This window comes from Actinomycetospora termitidis (assembly GCF_030286555.1).
GTDB lineage: Bacteria > Actinomycetota > Actinomycetes > Mycobacteriales > Pseudonocardiaceae > Actinomycetospora > Actinomycetospora termitidis.
In genome coordinates this window covers 592,854-610,654 of record NZ_JASVWF010000001.1, presented here as the reverse complement: position 1 = coordinate 610,654, position 17,801 = coordinate 592,854, and the positions used below count along the sequence as shown (strand labels likewise).

Annotated in this window: 14 protein-coding genes; 6 read left to right on the top strand and 8 right to left on the bottom strand. The window is 73.3% G+C overall.

Features of this window, described 5'->3' with window-relative positions; genetic code table 11:
• Window positions 1-3 precede the first annotated feature (3 nt).
• A complete protein-coding gene (locus tag QRT03_RS02995) occupies window positions 4-945 on the bottom strand; it encodes an AurF N-oxygenase family protein (RefSeq protein WP_286050983.1) in 942 nt (313 codons plus the stop codon).
• A 177-nt stretch (window positions 946-1,122) separates the two neighbouring features.
• On the opposite strand from QRT03_RS02995, the gene QRT03_RS02990 reads away from it, so the two are divergent.
• From QRT03_RS02990 to QRT03_RS02975, 4 genes are all read left to right on the top strand, one after another.
• Window positions 1,123-2,313 (top strand): ATP-binding protein, encoded by a 1,191-nt coding sequence (locus tag QRT03_RS02990; protein WP_286050982.1) that lies wholly within the window; start codon window positions 1,123-1,125, stop codon window positions 2,311-2,313.
• Between the two features lie 219 nt (window positions 2,314-2,532).
• Complete coding sequence (locus QRT03_RS02985) at window positions 2,533-2,832, top strand: GroES family chaperonin (RefSeq protein WP_373696103.1); 300 nt, start codon at window positions 2,533-2,535, stop codon at window positions 2,830-2,832.
• Window positions 2,833-2,912: 80 nt separating this feature from the next.
• Window positions 2,913-4,784, top strand: coding sequence for a VanW family protein (locus QRT03_RS02980; protein WP_286050980.1), 1,872 nt, complete (start codon window positions 2,913-2,915; stop codon window positions 4,782-4,784).
• The gene (locus tag QRT03_RS02975; protein ID WP_286050979.1) at window positions 4,781-5,653 is read left to right on the top strand and encodes a DUF1206 domain-containing protein; all 873 of its coding nucleotides are present in this window, start codon (window positions 4,781-4,783) and stop codon (window positions 5,651-5,653) included. The genes QRT03_RS02980 and QRT03_RS02975 overlap by 4 nt, the downstream gene beginning before the upstream one ends.
• A 66-nt stretch (window positions 5,654-5,719) precedes the next feature.
• Here QRT03_RS02975 and QRT03_RS02970 read toward each other — a convergent pair whose 3' ends face one another.
• From QRT03_RS02970 to QRT03_RS02960, 3 genes are all read right to left on the bottom strand, one after another.
• Complete coding sequence (locus QRT03_RS02970; RefSeq protein WP_286050978.1) at window positions 5,720-5,926, bottom strand: hypothetical protein; 207 nt, start codon at window positions 5,924-5,926, stop codon at window positions 5,720-5,722.
• 105 nt (window positions 5,927-6,031) lie between these two features.
• Window positions 6,032-7,447 (bottom strand): argininosuccinate synthase, encoded by a 1,416-nt coding sequence (argG, locus tag QRT03_RS02965; protein WP_286050976.1) that lies wholly within the window; start codon window positions 7,445-7,447, stop codon window positions 6,032-6,034.
• A gap of 125 nt (window positions 7,448-7,572) precedes the next feature.
• A complete protein-coding gene (locus QRT03_RS02960; RefSeq protein ID WP_286050975.1) occupies window positions 7,573-9,432 on the bottom strand; it encodes an acyl-CoA dehydrogenase in 1,860 nt (619 codons plus the stop codon).
• Between the two features lie 170 nt (window positions 9,433-9,602).
• On the opposite strand from QRT03_RS02960, the gene QRT03_RS02955 reads away from it, so the two are divergent.
• Window positions 9,603-12,008: an FUSC family protein gene (locus QRT03_RS02955; protein WP_286050974.1), complete on the top strand. Its 2,406-nt coding sequence runs from the start codon at window positions 9,603-9,605 to the stop codon at window positions 12,006-12,008.
• Here QRT03_RS02955 and QRT03_RS02950 read toward each other — a convergent pair.
• The 3 genes from QRT03_RS02950 to QRT03_RS02940 form a co-directional block, all read right to left on the bottom strand.
• Entirely contained in the window at window positions 11,951-13,225 is a 1,275-nt protein-coding gene (locus tag QRT03_RS02950) for a D-arabinono-1,4-lactone oxidase (RefSeq protein WP_286050973.1), read from the bottom strand. The genes QRT03_RS02955 and QRT03_RS02950 overlap by 58 nt on opposite strands.
• Before the next feature lie 96 nt (window positions 13,226-13,321).
• Window positions 13,322-13,915 (bottom strand): DoxX family protein, encoded by a 594-nt coding sequence (locus QRT03_RS02945; protein ID WP_286050972.1) that lies wholly within the window; start codon window positions 13,913-13,915, stop codon window positions 13,322-13,324.
• A gap of 186 nt (window positions 13,916-14,101) precedes the next feature.
• Window positions 14,102-14,647, bottom strand: a complete 546-nt coding sequence (locus QRT03_RS02940; RefSeq protein WP_286050971.1) for a hypothetical protein — start codon at window positions 14,645-14,647, stop codon at window positions 14,102-14,104.
• Between the two features lie 400 nt (window positions 14,648-15,047).
• Between QRT03_RS02940 and QRT03_RS02935 the strand changes: the two genes are divergently transcribed.
• Window positions 15,048-16,697 carry an SDR family oxidoreductase gene (locus QRT03_RS02935; protein WP_286050970.1) on the top strand — a complete coding sequence of 550 codons (1,650 nt, stop codon included), beginning with the start codon at window positions 15,048-15,050 and terminating at the stop codon, window positions 16,695-16,697.
• 93 nt (window positions 16,698-16,790) lie between these two features.
• On the opposite strand, the gene QRT03_RS02930 is transcribed toward QRT03_RS02935, so the two are convergent.
• Window positions 16,791-17,657, bottom strand: coding sequence for an aldo/keto reductase (locus tag QRT03_RS02930; RefSeq protein ID WP_286050968.1), 867 nt, complete (start codon window positions 17,655-17,657; stop codon window positions 16,791-16,793).
• Between the last annotated feature and the right edge of the window lie 144 nt (window positions 17,658-17,801).

Here is a 17,801-nt window from a genome sequence, read left to right as displayed (position 1 = left end):
GCCTTACAGGATGTGCGCGGCGCGGTAGATCGCCCGCGCCGGACGGGTCAGGAGACCCACCGATCCGAGGAAGTCCATCAGCTCCGCGCAGCTGGAACGCAGCATCGCGCGGTGGTGCTCGTTGGCCTTCGCCTCGCGCAGCGCACGCTTCGGGTCGAGCCCCGCGTTGGCGTACACCTGCTTGTTCCACATGCTCGTGACGATGAAGAAGGCCGCGAAGGCGACCAGCAGCGCCTGCGCCCGACGACGGACCGGCCCCACGCCCTCGAGGCGCTCACGGGTCTCCTCGCGGGCGAAGCGCATGTGCCGCGCCTCCTCGACCACGTGGATGTTGTTGATCGTGCGCGCGAACGGGGCGACGCGGTCGTCGCGCATCCAGTCGCGCTGCATGACGTCGAGGACCTCCTCGGCGACGAGGATCGACGCGTAGGCGGCCTCACCGGAGGCCACGGCCTTGAACACGCGGCCGCCCTCGACGACGTGGCGGGCCGGTCGGTACGCCGGCGCGCCCAGCTTCTCCGCCCCGCGGGCGAACATGATGGAGTGCCGGCACTCGTCGGCGATCTCCGTGAGCGCCCACTGGAACGCCGGGTCCGTCGGGTCCTTCGCGTAGAAGTCCCGGATGACCATCTGCTGCAGGATCATCTCGAACCAGATGCCCGTGCTGGCGACCGACGCCGCCTCCTGCCGGGTCAGCGCCGCGCGCTGCTCCTCGGTCATCTCGTCCCAGTAGGCCGTGCCGTAGAGCGTGCTCCACTCCGGGCTGCAGCCGTGGTGCGACGGGTCGAGCGGGGTCTCCCAGTCGACCTCCTGCTGGGGGTCGTAGGACAGCTCACCGGCGGACCGGAGCAGCCGCTCCGCGACGTCGTCGCGACGGTCCGAACCCCGCTCGACGGGTCGAGCTCCGCTGCGCTCCGTCTCCTGGCCCTGCTCGACGGTCGTCATGATCCGCTCATCCTTCCGTACCGGCGGTCACTGTTACCTGCGGTTACCCGTACCAAAGGTAACCGATACACGGTGTCCTACGACCTGGGACTGTTCGCGCCGTCACACCGCGACACGCCGATCGCCGTTTCTGCTGACGTATCGGACCTGATCTAGACGGCGCCATACGCTCCGATCGTGGATCCGGTGCGCAATCCCTTCGCCCCCGGCGCGGGCCAGCGCCCGCCCGAGCTCGCCGGGCGCGACCGCGAACTGACCGCGTTCGACGTGGTCCTCGAGCGGGTGGCGCGTGGGCGTCCGGAGCGCAGCCTCGTACTCACCGGCCTGCGCGGTGTCGGCAAGACGGTGCTGCTCGGTGAGCTACGCTCGATGGCCGTTCGGGCCGGCTGGGGCGCCGGGAAGATCGAGGCACGCCCGGACGCGGACCTGCGCCGACCACTGTCCGCGGCCCTGCACCGGGCGGTGCGCGACCTCGCGGTGCGCCACCGCGCCCCGGACCGGGTGGAGGAGGTGCTGGGCGTCCTCAAGGCGTTCGCCCTCAAGGCCACGGCCTCGGACGCCAAGCTCAAGGACCGCTGGCAGCCCGGGATCGACGCCCCCACCCTCACCGGCCGCGCCGACTCCGGGGACATCGAGATCGACCTGGTCGAGCTCTTCGGGGTGGTCGCCGAGCTCGCCGCGGACGTCGGGGTCGGGGTCGCGCTGCTCATCGACGAGATGCAGGACCTGCAGATCGACGACGTCTCCGCCCTGTGCGCGGCCTGCCACGAGCTCTCCCAGTCCGGGGCGCCGCTCGTCGTCGTCGGCGCGGGCCTGCCGCACCTGCCGGCCGTGCTCTCGGCGTCGAAGTCCTACTCCGAGCGGCTCTTCCGCTACGTGCGCATCGGCCAGCTCGACCGGTCCGACGCCGACTTCGCCCTCACCGCCCCGGCGAAACGGGAGGACGCCGAGCTCACCCCGGCGGCGCTCGACGCGCTCTACGAGGTCTCCGGCGGCTACCCGTACTTCGTGCAGGCCTACGGCAAGGCGGCCTGGGACGCCGCGGTGCAGAGCCCGATCGACGCCGAGGACGTCCGGGTCGCCGCCCCGGAGGCGGGCGCGGAGCTCGCGGTCGGGTTCTTCGGCTCCCGCTACGAACGCGCCACCCCGGCCGAGCGGGAGTACCTGCAGGGCATGGCCGAGCTCGCCGAGGGCCGCGACGAGGCGGTGCAGACCGCGAAGCTCGCCGCCCACCTGGGCAAGCGCGCTTCCTCGCTCTCCCCGGCGCGCGACAGCCTGCTGCGCAAGGGCCTCGTGTTCTCGGCCGAGCGCGGCTGGATCGCCTTCACCGTCCCGCACTTCGGGCGCTTCCTGCTGGGCCGCGACTGATCCGTACTGCACCGATCGGGTGAAGGCGGCGAGGACGGTAACGAACGGCGGCCCCGGGACGACACCTCCCATGAGCCCCGCGGCTCTGCCGGACCCCCGACCTGGCAGAGCCGCGGGGCTTCTTCGTGCCCGGGGTCCGGGTGGCGCCTCCCACCCGCCCGGGCGGAAGCGGCGTCCCCGTACGATTCGCGCGTGTCGGACCCCCGGCTGGAAATCCAGATGCTGCACGACCGCGTGCTGGTGTCCCCCTCCGTTGCCGAGGGCGAGCGCCGCAGCACCGGAGGGATCGTCATCCCCGCGACCGCCTCGGTGTCGAAGCGGCTGGCCTGGGGGGACGTCTACGGGACCGGCAACCACGTGCGGACCGTGAAGGCGGGCGACCGGGTCCTCTACGGGCCCGACGACCACGCCGAGGTGGAGGTCGACGGCCGCACCTTCGTCGTCATGCGCGAGCGCGACGTGCACGCCGTGGCCAGCGAGAACATCGAGCCGACCAGCGGGACGGGGCTGTACCTGTGACGACACCTTCTCAGCCGGGATCCTCCGGGGACACCCGCATCGATCCGGCCGGTGGGCCCGACGACGAGGCCACGCGGACGATGTCGGCCGAGTCGCGCGGCTACGACCCGGACGCCGAGGCCACCGTGCAGATCCCGCCCGTGGCCGGCCCCGACGAGGGTGGCGACGGCGGGTCGGGTGCGGGTTCCGGGGGCCGCTCGCGGCGCACGCTGCTCATCAGCGGTGCCGCCGTGGTCGGCCTGCTCGCCGTCCTCTACGTCGGGGACCTGCTGATCTCGGCCACGAACGTGCCCCGCGGCGTCACCGTCGCCGGCGTCGAGATCGGCGGCATGAACCGTCTCGCCGCCCAGGAGAAGCTGACGACCGAGCTCGCCCCGCGCGTCACCCGGCCGATCACCCTGGTCGCGGGCACCGGTCCGGACGCGGCGACCGCGACCCTGGACCCGCGGACCGCCGGCCTCGACCTCGACGTCCCCGCGACGATCGCCGAGGCGGGCGAGCAGCCGCTGAACCCCTTCACCCGGCTGTCCTCGCTGTTCTCCGACCGCGAGATCGCGCCGATCAGCAAGGGCAACCCGGTCGCGGTCGGGCAGGCCGTGGACGCCGCCCGCCCGCAGCTCGACCGGCCGTCCGTCGAGGGCACCGTGCGCTTCGAGGGCGACCGCCCGGTGCCGGTGCCGTCGGTGCCGGGACACGTCGTTGACAGCCGCACCGCACCCGACGTCGTCCTGGCGCACTGGCTCGACCCGGCCCCCGTCGGCCTCCCGGTCACCGCCCAGCCGGTCTCGGTGACCCAGGAGGGGATCGACACGGCACTGCGCGACGTGGCCACGCCCGCCGTGGCCGGGCCGGCCTACGTCGTCGGGGACGCGAAGAACGCGACGCTGTCACCGGAGGAGATCGGGCAGTTCCTCAAGTTCGACCCGGACGGTTCCGGCGGGCTCACCCCGCGGGTCGACGTGCCCACCGCGCAGCGGATCGTCGACCGGGACCTGGCGTCCACCGAGGCCGAGCCCAAGGACGCGACGTTCGCCTTCGAGGGGGCCGCGGCGACCGTGGTGCCCGCGGTCACCGGCCGCACGATCGACTACCCGAAGACCTTCGAGGGCCTCGTCGACGCGCTGGCGAAGCAGCCCGACGCCACGCCGCCGACCACGTTCACCCCGCCGCCGGTGCCCCCGGGCGCCACGCCGGCCGCGCCGCCGCCCGCCGACGGACGTGCCGTGAACGCGATCTACACGACGACCCCGCCGAAGGTCACCACCGAGGCGCTGCAGGCGCTCGGGCCGGCCACCGTCATCGGTGAGTTCCAGACCAACGGGTTCGCCGCCGACTCCGGCCAGAACATCAAGCGGGTCGCGGAGATCGTCAACGGCGCCACCGTGAAGCCGGGCGAGACGTTCAGCCTCAACGGCTTCACCGGGCCGCGCGACGCGAGCCAGGGCTTCGTCGAGGCCGGCATCATCGACGACGGCGTGCCCGGCCGCGGGATCGGCGGCGGCATCTCGCAGTTCGCGACGACGCTGTACAACGCCTCGTACTTCGCCGGCCTCCAGCAGGTCGAGCACAAGGAGCACAGCTACTACATCAGCCGGTACCCGGCCGGCCGCGAGGCGACCGTCTTCGAGGGCGCGATCGACCTGAAGTTCCGCAACGACGGCGACACGCCGGTGCTGATCCGCACCCAGTGGACCCCGTCGTCGATCAAGGTCCAGCTCTACGGCCAGAAGCGCTTCGACGTGACGTCGCAGACCGGACCGCGCACCAACCCGGTGCCGCCGGGCACCCGGGACCTCTCGGACAACCCGAAGTGCAAGCCGTCCAAGGGCGTCGGTGGCTTCACCGTCACCGACACCCGTGTCCTGACCGACGTGAAGACCGGCCAGACGAAGTCCGAGCCCCGCACCGTCCGCTACAACCCCGAGCCCGAGATCACCTGCAACAACAAGTGACGACCGAGGAGTCCGACCACACCGGTCAGCGCGCCGCCCGCGAGGTCCGCGGCGCCCTGGAGGGCCTCGGCCGCAGCGGTGAGGGCGAGGCGCCGGCCCGCGGCGTCGAGCTCCTCGGGCGGGTCGGACTGGTCGCCTACGGTCTGGTCCACCTGCTCGTCGGTGGGATCGCGGTGCAGATCGCGCTCTCCGGCGGCGGGCAGGCCGACCAGCAGGGGGCGCTCAGCACGATCGCGGGTGAGCCGTTCGGCGTCGTCGTCATCGTCGTGATCGTGCTCGGGCTGCTCGCCTTCGGCGTGTGGCAGGGACTGGCCGCGCTCACCGGGTTCCGGTGGGCGAGCGGCTGGGACCGGGCGCAGAAGCGCATCGGCAGCGGGGCCCGCGCCGTCGCCGTCCTCGGCGTGGCCTTCCTCGGCGTGCGGCTGCTCGTCACCGGATCGGCGGGGTCGTCGACCGGCGGTTCGCAGCAGGCCACGGCAGGGGTGCTCGCGCTCCCGGGTGGCCGGGTGCTCGTCGGCCTCGGCGCACTCGTGGTGCTGATCGCCGCCGGCGCGACCATCTGGACCGGGGTGCGCCGGGACTTCCTGTCCGAACTCGACCGGTCCCGGCTCCCGTCGTGGGCCCGCGGTCCGCTCGTCTGGCTCGGCGTCGCCGGACACGTGCTGCGCGGGCTGGCGTTCGCGGTGATGGGCGTGCTGTTCGCGCTCGCCGCCCTGACCGCCGACCCGAACCGCGCCGGCGGGCTGGACGCCGCACTGAAGACGCTCGCGGGCCAGCCGTACGGGGTGTTCCTGCTGCTGGCGGTGGCCCTGGGCTTCGTCGCCTTCGGCCTCTACCTGTTCGCCGAGGCGCGGGCGCGACGCGTGTAGGTGCTGCGCCCGTGAGTACTCATCCGTGCCTGGACACGGATGAGCACTCACGAGCCGGAGGCACCTCTACTCGGCGACCTTCGAGATCGCCTGGGCCCAGAGGAAGTACTTGTTCGTGCCGAGGTCGCGCACCGTCTTGATGTTGAACGCGTCCTTGAGGTGCTGCGCGTCGCCCTCCGAGACGCCCTTGAGCGCGTCGACCGGCGCGTCGGCGATCTCCGCGGCGCTCTTCGACGCGTAGTCCTTGTCGACCTTGTCCTCGATGCCCGCCATGCCGGGTCCCCTCCTCGTCGTCACGGCGCGGGACGTCCGCGCCCGCAGAGGTCTCTTTACCGCATGACGGTCGGGTCGAATCCGCCCCGCGCCGACCGGGAGCGTCTAGTCGACGCCCGATTCGATCGCGGCCCGGTCCAGGGCGGACTCGTCGGTGTCGGACTCCGCGCCGCGGCCGGTGATGGCGTCCGCCCGACCCTGCTCGAGCTCACCGACGAACGCGGCCTGTCCGGTCAGCTGGCCGAACGCGGCGTACTGCTCGAGCTTGGTGCGCGAGTCGGCGATGTCGAGGTTGCGCATCGTCAGCTGCCCGATGCGGTCCAGCGGGCCGAACGCGGCGTCCTCGGTGCGCTCCATGGAGAGCTTGTCCGGGTGGTAGGAGAGCGACGGGCCCTCGGTGCGGACGATCGTGTAGTCCTCGCCGCGCCGCAGCCGGATGGTGACGCTGCCGGTCACGGTGCGCCCGATCCACCGCACGATCGACTCGCGCAGCATGATCGACTGCGGGTCCAGCCAGCGGCCCTCGTAGAGCAGCCGGCCGAGGCGGCGGCCCTCGTTGTGGTAGTTGGCGATCGTGTCCTCGTTGTGGATCGCGTTCAGCAACCGCTCGTAGGCGATGAACAGCAGCGCCATGCCGGGCGCCTCGTAGATCCCGCGACTCTTGGCCTCGATGATGCGGTTCTCGATCTGGTCGGACATGCCGAGCCCGTGTCGCCCGCCGATGCCGTTGGCGGCCATCACGAGGTCGACGTTGTTCCCGAACCGCTCCCCGTCGATCGCGACCGGGTAGCCCTGCTCGAACGTGATCGTCACGTCCTCGGGCTCGATCGTCACGGACGGGTCCCAGAACCGCACGCCCATGATCGGCTCGACGACCTCGAGGGACTCGTCGAGGTGCTCGAGGGTCTTCGCCTCGTGCGTGGCGCCCCAGATGTTGGCGTCGGTCGAGTACGCCTTCTCCTTGCTGGCGCGGTAGGGCAGGTCGTGCTCGGTGAGCCACTGGCTCATCTCCGCGCGGCCGCCGAGCTCGTCGACGAACTGCGCGTCCAGCCACGGCTTGTAGATGCGCAGCTGCGGGTTCGCGAGCAGGCCGTAGCGGTAGAACCGCTCGATGTCGTTGCCCTTGTAGGTCGACCCGTCGCCCCAGATCGAGACGCCGTCGTCCTGCATCGCGCGCACCAGCAGCGTGCCGGTGACGGCGCGTCCGAGCGGCGTGGTGTTGAAGTAGACGCGGGACCCGGACCGGATGTGGAAGGCGCCGCACATCAGGGCGACGAGGCCCTCCTCGACCAGCGGGCCACGGCAGTCGACCAGCCGCGCGATCTCCGCGCCGTACTCCTTCGCACGGTCGGGCAGCGTGGCCATGTCGTCCTCGTCGTACTGACCGAGGTCGGCCGAGTAGGCGCACGGCACGGCGCCGTGGTGGCGCATCCACGCCACGGCGACCGAGGTGTCCAGACCCCCGGAGAAGGCGATGCCGACACGCTCGCCGACCGGCAGATTCGTCAGGACCTTCGACACAGCTGGAGAACCTATCTCCCGGGTCCGTGTGACCCGGGGATCACCCGTGCTCCGAGAACGACGAACGGGCCGTTCATCACGATGGATCGTGACGAACGGCCCGTTCGTGGGATGGCAGGGGGAGATCAGAACGAGGCGATGTCCACGTCCATGAGCGCGTTGTCCGCACCCTCGACGACCGCGCGGCGGGCCGAGAGCTCCGGGAGCACGTTCTTGGCGAAGAAGTGCGCGACGGCGATCTTGCCCTCGTAGAACGCGGTGTCCTTCGTTGAGGCCCCGCGGTCGAGCGCACCGATCGCGACCTCCGCCCCGCGCAGGAGCAGGTAGCCGATCAGCATGTCGCCGACGGACAGCAGGAAGCGGACCGCGTGCTGGCCGACCTTGTAGAGGTTGCGCACGTCCTCCTGCGAGGACGTCAGGTAGCCGACCATCGTGCCGAGCATCGCCTGCACGTCCGCGAGAGCGGTCGCGAGCAGCGCCCGGTCCTCCTTGAGGCGCCCGTTGCCGGCCTCGGACTCCAGGAAGGACTGCACGAGCCCGGCCACGTGCACCAGGGCCTGGCCGTTGTCCTTGACGATCTTGCGGAAGAAGAAGTCCTGCGCCTGGATCGCCGTGGTGCCCTCGTAGAGCGAGTCGATCTTGGCGTCGCGGATGTACTGCTCGATCGGGTAGTCCTGCAGGTAGCCCGAGCCACCCAGGGTCTGCAGCGAGCCGATCAGCTGCTCGGAGGCCCGCTCGGAGCCGACCCCCTTGACGATCGGGAGCAGCAGGTCGTTGACCTTCTCCGCGAGCGCGACGTCCTCGGCGGTGACCGACCCGGACTCGGCGTCCGGGGCCTCGCCCAGGCGGACGGTGTCCTGGTAGGTCGCGGTGAACGCGTACACCGCGCGGAGACCCTCGGCGTACGCCTTCTGCAGCATGAGGCTGCGGCGGACGTCCGGGTGGTTGGTGATCGGCACGCGCGGCGCGGCCTTGTTGGTCTGCTGCGTGAGGTCGGCGCCCTGGATGCGCTCCTTGGCGTAGTCGAGGGCGTTCAGGTAGCCGGTCGACAGGGTGCCGATCGCCTTCGTGCCGACCATCATCCGGGCGTACTCGATGACCTGGAACATCTGCGCGATGCCGTCGTGGACGTCGCCGAGCAGGAAGCCGGTCGCGGGCACGCCGTTCCCACCGAAGGTGACCTCGCAGGTCGCCGAGGCGTTGAGGCCCATCTTGTGCTCGACGTTCGTCACGAAGGCGCCGTTGCGCTCGCCCGGCTCGCCGGTCTCGGGGTCGAAGTGGAACTTCGGCACGAGGAAGAGCGAGAGGCCCTTGGTGCCCGGCTTCGCGCCCTCGGGGCGGGCCAGGACGAGGTGCAGGATGTTCTCGACGAGGTCGTCGGAGTCGGCCGAGGTGATGAAGCGCTTGACGCCCTCGATCGACCAGGTGCCGTCACCGTTGTCGCGGGCCTTGGTGCGGCCGGCGCCGACGTCGGAGCCCGCGTCGGGCTCGGTCAGCACCATCGTGGCGCTCCAGGCGCGGTCCACCATGACCTGCGCCCAGTGCTTCTGCTGCTCGGTGCCGTTGCGGTAGATCACCGAGGCGAAGTTCGGGCCGGTCATGTACATGAACACCGGGGCGTTCGCGCCGAGGATCATCTCGGCGGCCGACCACTGGATCGACGGGGGCACGCCCATGCCGCCGATGGCGTTGTCGGCCGAGAGACGCCACCACTCGGCGTCCCACATCGCGCGGTAGGACTTCTTGATGCCCTCGTCGAGGTGGGCGGTGTGGGTCTGCGGGTCGAAGCGCACCGGGTTGCGGTCGCCGGACTCGTAGGACTCCGCCAGCGGTCCCTCCGCGAGCGCCGCCGCCTCCTGCAGGAGGGCGCGGGCGGTCTCCTCGTCGGTCTCCGCGAAGGGTCCCTGCCCGAACCGGTCCTGCACGCGCAGCAGCTCGAAGAGGGTGAACTCGATGTCGCGGACGTTGGACCTGTAGTGGCTCATGGCGTGGAACTCCGTGCTCCGTCGAGGAGACCCGTCCGGTGGCGGCGGGCGGGAGCCGGTCGTACCGGCGGGTAACCCCAGGCTATTACCGCGGGGTAACCGTGTCGAGAGTGGATCCCCTCCCGGGGACCGCGTGGGAGACTCCGCCCGCGACGAGGGGAGGGTCCGGGGTGGGCGCGCGGACGACGAGGGCCCTCGAGGCGCTGCGGACGCTGTTCGTCACCTCCGACCCGGGGCTCGCCCGGCTGCGCCTCGCGTCGGTGGCGGTGGCCTCGATGGCGCTGGCCGCCGGGCTGGTGGCGTGGGGGCGGGCCACCGTCGCCACCGACGAGCCGGTCACCGTCGTGCTCTTCGCCGGCGTGCTCGCGATGATCTCCAACCTCGCGGTCAACGAGAAGACCGTGCCGCGCCAGCGGGCCACCACCGCACTCATGGCGCTGCCGGCCCTCGCCTCGACGGTCACCGGGACCCTGCTGTCCCCCTACCGGGTGGTCGCGGACGTCGTCTTCGTGGCCGTGATGATCGCCGCCGTCTACGTACGGAGGTTCGGCCCGCGCGGCTTCGCCCTCGGCATGGCGGCCTTCATGCCGTTCTTCTTCACGCAGTTCCTCCAGGCGAAGCCGCCGCAGGTGCCGGCGCTGTGCGTCGCGGTGGTCATCGGGCTCTCCTCGACACTGCTGCTGCGCGGGTTCCTGTTCGCCGAGCGCCCGGAGCGCACGCTGCGCCGGCTGGTCGACGCCTTCCGGGCCCGCGCCCACGAGATGGTGCTGCGCGTCGACGAGGTGCTCGCCGAGGCCCAGGACGGCACCGCGTCGACCCCGGGACCCCACGAGCACGAGCAGGTCGGCGACGCCGTGCTCGAGCGCCTCTACCGGGCGCGGCGCCGGCTCAACGAGACCGCACTGCTCGTGGAGGACCAGCTCGAACACAGCGCGGCCGACCGCGTGTGGCCCGGGCTGGAGAACGACCTGCTCGCCCTGCGGGTGGTCGACACCGAGCTCGGCCTGGAGCGGCTCGGCGTGTCGGTGCGCCGGATGGTGCGGGGCGCCGACGCACAACGCCCGACCGCGCTCGCGCTCACGGCCCTGCGCACCGGCGTCGGGCACCTGGCGCGGGCCACCGACCGTCAGGTCGGGCACCGCACGATCCTCGAGGAGCTCGCCGACGCCCGCGGCGCGGTCGCCGGTCTCGTCGCGGACACCAGCCGGGGCCACGAACGCATGCAGCGCGCCGCGTTCGCGGTGCGCCGGGTGGCGGACTCGGTGGAGTACGCGCAGCGGGACCTCCCCGCCCGACCCGGCGAGGCGATGACGCAGGGGATCGAGCTGCCGGGGGTGCCGCGGACGACGACCGCGAACCCGGTCGCCGTCGCCGCTCAGGCCGCACCGGACGGGATCGGCACCGGCCGGCCGGCGGGGTCGGACGACGGGCCCGGCACCGACCCGTCGTCGGGAGACCCGGACCGGGGCCTGCTCCTGACCACCCGCCAGTCGATCCAGGTCGGCGTGGGCACCACGATCGCGATCACGCTGGGGGAGCTGCTCGCGCCCACCCGGTGGTACTGGGCCGTGATCGCCTCGTTCGTCGTCTTCGCGAACACCGCGAGCCGCGGCGACCTGCTCTCGCGGGGCTGGGGACGGGTGGTCGGCACGATCGGCGGGGTGGCGGCCGGCATGGGGCTGGCCGCGCTGACGGCGGGCGACCGGGTCGTCTCGCTCGTGCTGCTGTTCGGCTGCGCGTTCCTCGCGCTGTACCTGGTCCGCCTCTCGCCGGGGATGCTGGCGTTCTGGATCACCGCGGTGCTCGCGCTGGTGTACGGCCTGATCGGACAGTTCAGCGTGCAGACGCTGGTGCTGCGCATCGAGGAGACGCTCCTCGGTGTCCTCGCGAGCGTCGTCGCGGCCTTCCTCGTGCTGCCCAAGGGCACGCGGGAGGCGTTCGGCGAGGCCGTCGAGGCGTTCGTGGACGCGGCCGACGGGGTGCTCGACGCCGCCGTCGCGACGATCGTCGGGCGCGGCGCGGGCACCCCTGCGGCGCTCGACGGCGCCCGCGACATGGACACCGCGCTCGCGACGCTGCGCGCCCGGGCCCGACCGCTGATGGTGAACACCCCGAAGCGCCGCGGACGCTCCAGCCACCGACGGGCGCTGCGGGTCTTCACGATCGTCGACCACTACGCCCGCTCGATGACCCGGACGGCGGCCGACCTCGGCTCCGACCCGACGCCGGGCTGGGCCCCGACGCTCGAACCGGCGCTCGCCGCGGTCCGGGCGAACCTCGACGGGCTGCGCGACGTCGTCGTCCGGGGGAAGCGGCGTTCGGACGGCGGGCAGGTCCTGGTGCACTCCGCGGAGGATCTGGTCGACCGCGCCGAGGAACAGGCCGCGCGCAGCCAGGACCCGCGCCGCCGCAACGACGCCCTGGTGGTCACGCGGCTGCTGCGCCGGATCGACCAGGCCGTCGTGGCCCTCGCGGTCGACCTCGGGGCCGCCCGGGACCCCGACGCCCCGGAGGACGGTCAGTCGCCGAGCAGCCGGGACAGGGCCGGGTTGGTGAACACGCGGTCCGGGTCGTAGTCGTCGCGGACCCGGCCGAAGTCGGCGGAGCGGGGGTAGGCGGCGGCGACGTCGACCGCGTCGAAGTCGTGGCGGGTCCCCCAGTGCGGGCGTCCGCCGTGCGCGCGCAGCACCGCGGCCGTCCGGGCGAGGACCGGGCCGGGGTCGGTGCCGCGCGGGATCCGTACGGCCACCCACCCGGTGTCCCGGCCGTACGCCGGGTGCAGCCAGCCCCGCTCGGCCGGCCCCACCCGCATCCGCACCGGCAGCCCGGTCTCGAGCCCGTCGGCGAGCCGCGGCAGGAGGTCCCGCAGGCTCGGCACGAGCAGCTCGCGCGGCACCGCCCACTCGGCCTGCTCGTAGCGCACCGCGGGCGGGTCGGAGAGGACCCGGTGACCTGCGCCCGTGGCCGACACGGTCCGCGCCAGCCGGGAGACGACCCGGTTCAGTGAGGGGGCGAGCCGCGGCAGTGCCCGCTCGACGACCACCGCGCCACCGAGGGCGGTGCGTCCGGTGGCCCCGGCGCTGGTGACCCCGACCCCGCGCTCCGGTTCCTCCCCCTCCGCGGCGCCCGCCCAGCGGGCCAGCGCGGTCCCCGACGACGGGAACAGGGCCGCCTCGGCGAGGTCGTGGGCCTCCCAGAACGCCGGGTCGAGCACCTCGTCGACCGGTCGCTGGGCCCGGGTCACGGTGATCGGGGCGGCCGGGACCACGAGGAGCTCGGCGTCGAGGACCACCCCGAGGGCACCGAGGGCGGTGCGGGCGGCGTCGAGGTCCGCGCGCGGGACGTCACGCACCTCGCCGCGACCGTCGACCAGCCGCAGCGCGATCACCTGCTCGGCGATCGAGCCGACCGTCGAGGCGCTGCCGTGGGCCCCGACCGCGAGGGCACCGCCCAGGGTGGGGGCGCCGACGTCGAGGGGGACCGGGAGGGCGAGGCCGCGCTCGGCGAGGGCCTCCTGGAGCTCGCCGACCGTCGTCCCGCCCCGCACCCGGACGGTGGCCGCGGAGCCGCCCGCCGTGGCGGACACGCCCGTGATGCCGGAGAAGGCCGAGCAGTCGAGGTGGACGCCGTCGGTCACCGCGAGGTCGGAGAAGCCGTGGCCCGCGCCGACCGGACGCACCGTCTGCCCGCGCTGCGCCGCACGGCGGATCACGCCCGCGACGCCGGCCTCGTCGAGGGGCCGCGCGGTCGCGACGGGCCGGCAGCGCTGCCCGCCCGACCAGTTCGTCCACACCGGGGTCACCCTAGGGGGCCGCGACCGACCCGGAACGCAGGAACGGCCCTCCCGCTGCGCCGGACGCAGCAGGAGGGCCGTGCCGTGTGGCCCAGATCAGGCAGCGAACTTGCCGATCGCGACGTCCACCGCGTCGCGGGCGGTGGCCCCGGCGGTCCCGGCGGCGGACTTCGCGCTCTCGGCGAACTCCGAGAAGTCCGTGTCCGAGGACGAGCCGGTCAGCTCCCGGGTCTGCTTCGCGAGCTTCCGCGACGCCCGGCGCGCCCGCCAGCCCAGCGACGGCTTCCCCTCGGTGTCGACCGCGGCGAGGATCAGCCCGCCGAGCAGCCCGAGGTTCTTGAGGAAGTGCTGCTCCTGGGCCGTGCGGTCCTCGCCGTCGTACTCCCAGAAGGCGTGGCCGACCACGGTCGTCGGGATGACGCTCGCGGCCAGCGCCAGGGACGCGATCCGCGGGAACTTGCCGAGCGCGAGGAGCACCCCGGCGCCGATCTTGACCCCGGCGTCGATGCGCACCAGCTGGTCCGGCTGGGTGGGCGCCTGCGGCGGGAGCTTGTCGCCGACGAGGTTCTCGGCCTGCTGGATCTTCGGGGCCGCCTTCCCGACGCGCGGCTCCGGGTTGAGCAGGGTGTCGATCCCGCCCTTGATGAAAATCGCGGCCAGCATCGGCCGGGCGAGTCGGCGGACGAGCATGTGGGGGACCTCCAGGCGGTCAGGGTTCCGACGCTGGCCGGGGCGATACCCCTCCCCGTCGGCGGGCACACCTCGCCGGCCCGACGGGAACGACGACGGGCCCCGCCCGCCGGTCGTGCGGCGGTGGGGCCCGTGGTCGGTCGATCGCGCTGTGCCGGACACCCCCGACGGGCCCGGTCCAGGGACTCAGCGACGCAGGACGTGGCGCCCGCCGGCGGGCTCGGCCTGCGGGCGCCGGCGGCGCTCGGCGCGGCGGCGCATCTCCTCCTCGGGGGAGACGGCCGGGTCGAAGTCGCCCACGCCGGGCGGCGGGACCTCGTCGACCGGGGCGAGCCGGCGACGGCCGCCGTCCTGGGCCGGGAACGGACCCGAACCCGGGTGCGGCTCGGGGATGCGGGCGCCGCGGTCGGAGGGCGCGTGCCGGTAGCGGCCGTCCTCGTAGCGACGCTCCTCGCGCACCTCGTGCGCCACCGACCGGAAGATCGGCTCCGCCTCGAACGGGTCGCCCGGGGTCGACGCGAGCGCGGGACGCAGCCGCTCCCGCCGCGCCCTCTGGTCGGCCAGGAACCGCTCCCGCGCCCACTGCTCACGGACCCGGGCGTCGGCCTCCGGACGCTCCCGGCGACCCGGTGCCCCGACCGACTCCAGGCGCGCGGGCTCGTCGTACCTCCACGACCCCGTGTCGTCGAGACGCCATCCGCCGCGCACCGTCTCGTCGCGCCAGACCCACATGTTCCCCACCTCCGCCGTTGAACCACACGGTCCTGCTGACGCTGCGACGAACGGCAGCGCCCGTTGCTCGCTCGCGTCATGAGGGGCAACGGCAGCCCGCAGGCGCACCTTTCGGGCGACGCGCCGAACGAATCGCGACACGCCCGAAGACCCCCTGGTCGTGTGTCACTCCACAGGAGCAGAACCACATCCGTGTCGTTCCTCCGGTCGGTGATCACCCGCCGTCACGTCGACGCGCTCGACCGGGCACCCGGGTGAGTCGCCCGCCTCCGCGAGGTGCACACGGCCGGTCGGCCACCCCATCGAGTGGATGCGCACGGTGGTGGCACACCCCATCGAGGCACGTCGGGCGCGCCCGTCGACGCTGCGGCCGCACGCGTCAACCGGGACGATCGGTTCCGTGAAGTGCGTGGTGACCGGCGCGACCGGCTACATCGGCGGACGGCTCGCGCCGCGGCTCGCGGCCGAGGGGCACGAGGTGCGGTGCGTGGTGCGCACCCCCGCGAAGATGAAGGACATCCCCTGGGCCCAGCAGGACGCGGTGGAGATCGTCGCGGGCGACGTGCTGGACGAGGACGCGATGCGCGCGGCGTGCGAGGGCGCGGACGTCCTGTTCTACCTCGTGCACTCGCTGTCCGAGTCGGGGTTCGCCGAGGTCGACCGGCACGCCGCCCTGATCACCGCCCAGGCCGCCCGTGACGCCGGCGTCCGCCGGATCGTCTACCTCGGGGGCATCCACCCGGCCGGGGTCGAGCTCTCCGAGCACCTCGCGTCCCGCGCCGAGGTCGGCGAGATCTTCCTGCGCTCCGGCGTGCCGACCGCGGTGATGCAGGCCGCGGTCATCCTCGGGTCGGGCTCGGCGAGCTTCGAGATGCTGCGCTACCTCACCGAGCGCCTGCCGGTGATGCTCACGCCGAGCTGGGTGCACCACCGCGTCCAGCCGATCGCGATCCGCGACGTGCTGCACTACCTGGTCGGCGCGGTCGACCTCGCGCCCGAGGTGAACCGCACCTTCGACATCGGCGGACCGGACGTCCTGACCTACCTGCAGATGATGGAGGGGTTCGCGGACGTGGCGGGGCTGCCGCCGCGCCGGATGCTGCCGGTGCCGGTGCTGACGCCGCGGCTGTCCTCGCACTGGGTCAACCTCGTGACCCCGGTGCCCCGGTCCACGGCCGTACCCCTGATCGACTCCCTGGTGCACGAGGTCGTGGCGTCCGACCACGACGTCGACGACCACATCCCGGCGCCGGAGGGCGGGCTGACCACCTTCCGACGCGCCGTCGAGCTGGCCCTCACCCGCATCCGCGAGGGTCAGGTGGAGACCCGGTGGTCGGGCGCGAACGCCCGCTACGCCCCGTCCGCCCCGCTGCCCTCGGACCCGCTGCCCTCCGACCCGGAGTGGGCCGGCGGCACCGTCTACACCGACGTCCGCGAGCGCAGCTCGGCCGCGTCCGCGGCGACCCTGTGGCACGTGATCGTCGGGATCGGCGGCAACCGCGGCTGGTACTCGTTCCCGATCGGGTGGAAGGCCCGCGGGATCATCGACCGCCTCGTCGGCGGGGTCGGGCTGCGCCGCGGCCGGCGCGACGAGGACACCCTCCAGGTGGGCGACGCGCTCGACTGGTGGCGGGTCGAGGAGTGCGTCGAGGGCGGGCCCGCCGACGTCGAGGGCTCCTCCGAGTCCGTCCCGGACCTGGAGGACGGCGAGTACCTCCTGCGCCTGCGCGCGGAGATGAAGGCTCCCGGCCTGGCCTGGCTCGAGCTGCGCGTCGCCCCGCGCCCCGAGGGGGCGCTCTACCGCCAGCGGGCGATCTTCCTGCCTCGCGGGCTCGCCGGGCACGCCTACTGGTGGGTGATCGCGCCGTTCCACGTCCTGGTCTTCGGCGGCATGGAGCGCCGGATCGTCGCCGCCGCCGAGCTCGCCGAGGGCAACGGTCCCCTCGCCGTTCCCGACGACGGGCACGGTCCGGTCGCGGCGGTGCGTCGCCGCCGCCGCGACCGGGCACGGCGGGACGCCGAGAAGGCCCGCAGCCGCGTCGGCGCCTGAGCGGATCCGCTCGGCGGCACCCCCGACGAGCCGAACGGCACCCTCGCAGCTTCTCTGGGCGCGAGAGTGCCGTTCGTACGGTCGGGGAGGGCGTCAGGAGGCGGCGGCGTCCAGGCGCTCCGCGGCGGCGCGGGGCAGCTCCAGGGCCCCGGCCCCGCAGTTCTCCTCGAGGTGCTCCAACGAGGCCGTGCCGGGGATCGGCAGCATGACCGAGCTGCGCTGCAGCAGCCACGCCAGCGCGACCTGCGCCGGGGTGGCACCGAGCTCGACGGCCACGTCGTGCGCCGCGTTGCCCTCCTGCGCGAGGTTGCCGGCGTCGGCCGGGGCCCAGGGGATGAACGCGATGCCGTGCTCGGTGCAGTGCCGGAGCTCCGCGTCCGAGGACCGGTCGACGAGGTTGTAGCGGTTCTGCACCGACGCCACGTCCACGATCGTGGACGCGGCCTCGATCTGGGCGACCGAGACCTGGGACAGGCCGACGTGGCGGACCTTGCCCTCGCGCTGCAGGTCGGCGAGCAGGCCGTACTGCTCGTCCGCGGCGACGTGCGGGTCCACCCGGTGCAGCTGGAAGAGGTCGATGGTCTCCACACCGAGGCGGCGCAGGCTCATCTCGCACTCCTGGCGCAGGTAGTCCGGGCGCCCGCACGGGATCCAGCGGTTCGGCCCGGTGCGCAGCAGGCCGGCCTTCGTCGCGACCCGGACCTCGCGGTAGGGGTACAGCGCCTCCCGGACGAGCTCCTCGCTCACGTACGGGCCGTAGGAGTCGGCGGTGTCGATGAAGTCGACCCCGAGCTCGACCGCGCGGCGGAGCACCGCGAGGGCGTTGTCGTGGTCCTTCGGCGGGCCCCAGATGCCCTCGCCGGTCAGGCGCATCGCGCCGTACCCGAGGCGTCGGACCGTGAACTCCCCGCCCAGCAGGAACGTCCCTGCCGCGGCCGCCGGTGACTGCGTCGTCGTCACGTGGCATCTCCTTCCCCGCGTGCTGGCGCGGACCATCAGCGTGTCATTCCCCGGCACGGCCCGACCGACACAGTGGGCGATCTCCCAGGACGGACCCGTCCTGCGGTCGGATCCCTCGCCGATGCCGTCTGCACATGTCACATG